Annotated in this window: 6 protein-coding genes, 3 tRNA genes and 1 rRNA gene; all 10 read left to right on the forward strand. The window is 34.6% G+C overall.

Annotated features, from left to right (window positions below; all coding sequences use genetic code 11):
• Window positions 1-100: ribosomal RNA gene (locus ACZLXV_RS13025) — 23S ribosomal RNA — on the forward strand; the annotation flags it as partial.
• Window positions 101-248: 148 nt separating this feature from the next.
• A tRNA-Asn gene (locus ACZLXV_RS13030) sits at window positions 249-320 on the forward strand.
• A gap of 30 nt (window positions 321-350) precedes the next feature.
• Window positions 351-422: transfer RNA gene (locus ACZLXV_RS13035), tRNA-Glu, on the forward strand.
• A 12-nt stretch (window positions 423-434) separates the two neighbouring features.
• Window positions 435-505: transfer RNA gene (locus tag ACZLXV_RS13040), tRNA-Cys, on the forward strand.
• Window positions 506-658: 153 nt separating this feature from the next.
• On the forward strand, window positions 659-1,150 hold the full coding sequence (locus ACZLXV_RS13045; protein ID WP_022224864.1) for a Mini-ribonuclease 3: 492 nt from the start codon (window positions 659-661) through the stop codon (window positions 1,148-1,150).
• 134 nt (window positions 1,151-1,284) lie between these two features.
• On the forward strand, window positions 1,285-2,034 hold the full coding sequence (rlmB, locus tag ACZLXV_RS13050) for a 23S rRNA (guanosine(2251)-2'-O)-methyltransferase RlmB (protein ID WP_022224863.1): 750 nt from the start codon (window positions 1,285-1,287) through the stop codon (window positions 2,032-2,034).
• Between the two features lie 103 nt (window positions 2,035-2,137).
• The gene (gene sigH, locus ACZLXV_RS13055) at window positions 2,138-2,737 is read left to right on the forward strand and encodes an RNA polymerase sporulation sigma factor SigH (protein WP_482383703.1); all 600 of its coding nucleotides are present in this window, start codon (window positions 2,138-2,140) and stop codon (window positions 2,735-2,737) included.
• 142 nt (window positions 2,738-2,879) lie between these two features.
• Complete coding sequence (locus tag ACZLXV_RS13060; RefSeq protein ID WP_022224861.1) at window positions 2,880-3,200, forward strand: putative signal transducing protein; 321 nt, start codon at window positions 2,880-2,882, stop codon at window positions 3,198-3,200.
• A 108-nt stretch (window positions 3,201-3,308) separates the two neighbouring features.
• The gene (locus tag ACZLXV_RS13065) at window positions 3,309-4,445 is read left to right on the forward strand and encodes a GGDEF domain-containing protein (RefSeq protein ID WP_482383704.1); all 1,137 of its coding nucleotides are present in this window, start codon (window positions 3,309-3,311) and stop codon (window positions 4,443-4,445) included.
• Between the two features lie 330 nt (window positions 4,446-4,775).
• Window positions 4,776-5,375: a tyrosine-type recombinase/integrase gene (locus ACZLXV_RS13070; RefSeq protein WP_482383705.1), complete on the forward strand. Its 600-nt coding sequence runs from the start codon at window positions 4,776-4,778 to the stop codon at window positions 5,373-5,375.
• The last annotated feature ends 208 nt before the right edge of the window (window positions 5,376-5,583 follow it).

Below are 5,583 nucleotides of genomic sequence, written 5' to 3' on the forward strand. Positions count from 1 at the left end.
CCAGTAAGACCCCTTGAAGACGACGAGGTAGATAGGGCAGAGGTGGAAGTGTGGTAACACATGCAGCTGACTGTCACTAATAGGTCGAGGGCTTGACCAAAGGAACGAAAGCACAGGGATGACATGAAGTATGCGAAGCATACGAATGACATGGAGCTCAAGTGCTTGAGTTAAGAACGAGTTTTTCTCTTGCAATCAAAAGGAAGTCATGATATAATCTATATACAGTTTTTTGGGTATAAACCTAATCCTCGATAGCTCAATGGTAGAGCACACGGCTGTTAACCGTGGGGTTGTTGGTTCGAGCCCAACTCGGGGAGTTTATTTTTTAAAATAAAATATACATTTATGGCTCCATGGTCAAGCGGTTAAGACATCGCCCTTTCACGGCGGTAACACGGGTTCAATTCCCGTTGGAGTCACTTTTTTATTATGGCGACTTAGCCAAGTGGTAAGGCATGGGACTGCAACTCCCTGATCATCGGTTCAAATCCGTTAGTCGCCTCTATACAGACCTCAATGATTTATCATTGGGGTCTTTTGCGTTATAAAAAGTTGCATTATAAGAAATTAAATTTATAAGCTAAATTTAAATTTTAAATAAAGAAAAAAATTTATGACTATTAAGTTTATTAAATATGGAATGGAAAGGAAATGTATGGAAAAAGAAAATATAACTAAGCTTACAGATGAAGAAAAAAGTAAGGCTGAAAAGAATTTTTTACAGAGCGTGCATGACACTTTTGGAAAAGGAAAACTTAAACCATCGCAATATTCAGCATTGGGACTTGCTTATATAGGTGATGGAGTTTATGATTTAATAATAAGAACCATAGTGCTTGACCTTGGAAATGGGAAAGTCAAGAATTTTCATCGAATGACAAGTAATATCGTAAAGGCAGAATCACAAGCGAAAGTAGTTAATGTTATTTTAGATAGTCTTACGGATGAAGAAATGGCAATATTTAAACATGGAAGAAATGCAAAATCGGCAACGTCAGCTAAAAATGCATCAATAACGGATTACAGGATAGCAACCGGATTTGAGGCACTTATCGGATATTTGTATCTGTCACATAGAATGGACAGAGCAATGGAACTTGTAAAAGATGGACTTGTAAAAACAGAGTTACTTCCATATAAGTTATAATTCAAATAGGAGTGTTGATGTAGAAAAACGAAAATACTGATGCACAAGAAAAATTGGTATGATAAAACGGAAACATTGATGTGTGAGAAAAATTAATATGGTAAATAAGAGAAAAAATAGAAAGTGAGGAAAATATGAGATACGAGGAATTAACGATAGAGGGTAGAAATGCAGTTATAGAGGCGTTTAGAGCCGGAAAAACAATAGACAAACTTTTTGTACTTGACGGTTGTCAGGATGGACCGGTGCGTACTATTTTGAGAGAAGCCAAAAAGACGGATTGTATAGTTAATTTTGTAAAAAAAGAACGACTTGACCAAATGTCTGAGACAGGAAAACATCAGGGAGTTATAGCCTATGCAGCAGCGTATGAATACGGAACAGTGGAAGAGATGCTTGAGAATGCAAAGCAAAAGAATGAACAGCCATTTCTTATTTTGCTGGATAATATCGAAGACCCACATAATCTCGGTTCTATAATAAGAACGGCAAATCAGGTTGGAGCACATGGTGTTATTATTCCGAAAAGGCGTGCAGTAGGTCTTACAGCTACGGTTGCAAAGGCATCGGCAGGAGCAATAAATTACACGCCTGTTGCGAAAGTAACAAACCTTGTTAAGACAATGGATGAACTTAAAAAGCAAGGAATGTGGTTTGTATGCGGAGATATGGGCGGAGAGAGTATGTATTCACTTGACCTTACAGGACCTATGGGCGTAGTAATAGGAAATGAAGGTGAGGGCGTGAGCCGTCTGGTGAAAGAAAATTGTGATTTTGTAGCAACGATACCTATGTTTGGAGATATTGATTCACTGAATGCATCGGTGGCAATGGGTGTACTTTCATATGAAATTGTAAGACAGAGAATGGCAAAAAAGGGCTGAAATCAAAGAAATTAATGTTGGAGTATTTATGAAACTGGTTACTTATTTAAGAGAAGAGTAAATGTAAACAGTTTTTATAGTATATAAGAAAACGGGGGGAATAATGGAGTTTGCAAAAATGTCTGAAAATGACATAATAAATTTGGCACAAAATAAGGAAGATTCTGCGATGGAATATCTTCTGGAAAAATATAAACCTCTTGTCCGTCAGAAAACGAGAAAATTATTTTTGATAGATGGTGATAAAGATGACCTTATTCAGGAGGGAATGATAGGTCTTTTTAAAGCTGTAAGGGATTATCAGGCTGGAAAGGATGCGGCGTTCAGGACATTTGCCGACCTTTGTATATCAAGACAGCTCTATTCGGCAATAAAAAAATCCAACAGACTTAAAAATCAACCGTTAAATTCTTATATATCAATATATTCTGATGAATTCAATGATGCCGATGAACTGGCGGGAGACAGGACTGTAATATCATCGGGAAGTGATAATATAGCAAATCCTGAAGCGATTGTGATAGACAGGGAAAGTGCTGTTGACATGCAGAATCAGATGTTTGACAAACTCAGCAAAATGGAGCGGGAAGTGTTAAAGAGGTATCTTGATGGTATGACATATCAGGAGATTGCGGCGGATATGGAGAAATCGCCTAAATCAATTGACAATGCATTGCAGAGGATAAAAGGGAAGATTGGGTAGAGTGTTATCCCACGAAAAATATTTAAAAATAGCCGTAAAAATATTTAAGAATATAAATTGCTAATTTTATGATTGTATAGTAATATATGTAATAAGTGGTAGAGATTTTTAGCGTATAAAAAAGATGGAGAGAAAAATTAGCATGAAGAACATATACAGTACATCAAATTCAGTTGAGGCAGATGCTGTTATCAGTAAATTAACGGATGAAGGAATACATGCTGATTGCAGGAGAGAAGATAAATTTAATGCAGTATCAGGAAAAAATAATATTGAGTTTAATATATTTGTTGATGACCGGGAAGCGGACAAGGCTAAAAAACTGATTGATGGAAATGAATATGAACAGTCAAATACATCAACAGCAGGCAGAAAGCGTATGATTGTGAGAGCAACAGCAATTATAGGTTTAATTTGTGCGGCTGCTGCTATAGTTTTAAGTGTGATTAGTTCGATAATGTAATATTAGAGGTGAGGGTTATATTGTTTTTACAAAAGGACTTCATAGCATAAAAAGGTTTGAGATTTATGTTGCGGTGGAGAAAGTAATTATAAGGCAAGAGGAGCAATAATGGAAAGATATAAAAAAACTTTATGCCAGATATTTGGAAAAAGTCCGATTAGTGATGAAAAAGATGTAGCCCAGAATATTTATGCATTTCGTTTTGTATTATTTTGTATGGTTATTTATTCTGTTGAAAATGTCATGAATATGTTTGGAATATTTATTGTTGATAAAAAGATATTTATGACAGGATATGTAGCAGCATGTTTTTTTGCAGTTGTACATATCATTCTTTTGCTGGCACTTGGGCTTGAACATCATCTGACTAAGTATGTGAGCGTTGCAGCGATTATGTGTGTAATTGTTTCGGCGAGCATTTCACTTACATATCATATGGTGATTATTATTATGATTCCGCTTGTTATTGCAGGGATGTACACATCAAAAAGAATATCGGTATATACATTTATACTTACGATTATAAGTATTGTATTAAGTACATATGGTGGTTATTATTTTGGAATATGCGATGCGAATATGGCACTTTTGACGGCAACATCTATAGGAAATCTTGATAAAAACGGAATTTTTCAGATGAGTCAGATAAATCCAAATCCCGTATTGACAATAGGTTTGTATTTTGTGATACCGAGATGTCTTTTAGCCGTTGCATTTGCGTATGTTTCCAACAGTGTTAATACAATTATCAGAAAATCGCAGAAGAAAGCTGTAAAAATGGAAATTAAAGCAAGTAAAGATGACATGACGGGCTTGTATAACAAAAATAAACTACTTTCACTTGTGGAAGATAAGTCGTATGACTATCAGGATATAGCCGTTGTTTACTGGGATGTCAACAAACTGAAATATGTAAATGATAATTACGGGCATCTGTCAGGGGACAGGCTTATTATGAAAGTAGCGGAGTCAATTCTTAAAGTTGCAAAGGAAGATTGTGTTGCTTTTCGTTACGGCGGTGATGAATTTCTGATGATAATCAGACAGGGAACTGAAAAAAGAGCAGAAGAGCTTATAGAAATATGGAAAAAAGAACTTGAAAATCTAAGTGTTGATTGCGATTTTCCTGTTTCTGCTTCAGTGGGATATGCTATTGGCAAAAAAGAGTGCTTAAAAGATGTTATTGCCATTGCAGACCACAATATGTATTTATGTAAACAGAAGGCACACAACGAGAGAGTTTAAAAAGATAAAAATGCTCCTAACCATGACATTTGTAATACAGCTTGCATTAGTAAGGGCAAAAATATAATCAGTAATAACAAATGGACTTGTGAGGTACATTGCATAAAATAAAAAGAACTGTCATGCAGCATATATGTTTTATTTGCTGTGTGGCAGTTTTTTGTTGAAAAAATAATATGTTTGTCCCTGTATCTGTAAAATTATAGAAAAATGTAACACAATAGACATTGTGTTACATTTTTTATTACACATTATTTATCGGCAGTCCAATTGGAAACTTTAGCGTTTTTTTTAAATAATATAAAAAATTGAAAGGATAGAGTCATAAAAATGAAAACTACTCAGCCGGTACGTGATATTGTGGAATTAAAAAAAATAAAAAAATATTACCGTGAGGTGAAACCAAATAAAAGGAATTTTCTCCTTATTATATGCGGACTTAATACGGCTTTGCGTATTTCTGATATTTTAAAACTCCGGTGGAAAGATGTATATAATGAAAATTTATTGTCGTTTAAATCACATATTGATGTTAAAGAGCAGAAAACAGGTAAGAAAACAACTGTTTTCATCAACAATAATTTAAAGGAGGCATTGGCATCATTCCTTAAAGATATAATTGCAAAAAAAGGAAAATTGTGCGATGTGATGGAACAATTTATTTTTCTTGGTCAGAAATCTACTGATAAGCCTATCAGCAGGATTCAGGCGTTTCGTATAATATCAGAAGCAGCAAAAAAATGTCTGCTCAGTCATAAAGTGAGCTGCCATTCGCTCAGGAAAACATTTGGGTATCATGCATGGAAAAAAGGGGTGTCTCCGGCACTTTTGACAAGTATTTATAATCATTCTTCATATAAAATTACGACAAGGTATCTTGGAATAGAACAGGATGACAGGGACGAAGTTTTTGAACTCGTGAATTTGTAGTAAAAAATATAATGATGCAAGGGTCAAAATATTTTTTAATCTCAACATCATATAATAAATAAAGCTGTTTTATAGACGCAAAATTTTTAATGTACAGTTTTAGCTGTGTGTTGCACCGCAGAGGCGGGCAATAATAAAATTTAAATTTTGGGTCTGCTTGTTGTGTAAAAAATCTAATATTAAATAATTTTATAATAATAATTTCAAT

The sequence above is a fragment of the Butyribacter sp. genome (genome assembly GCF_056818865.1).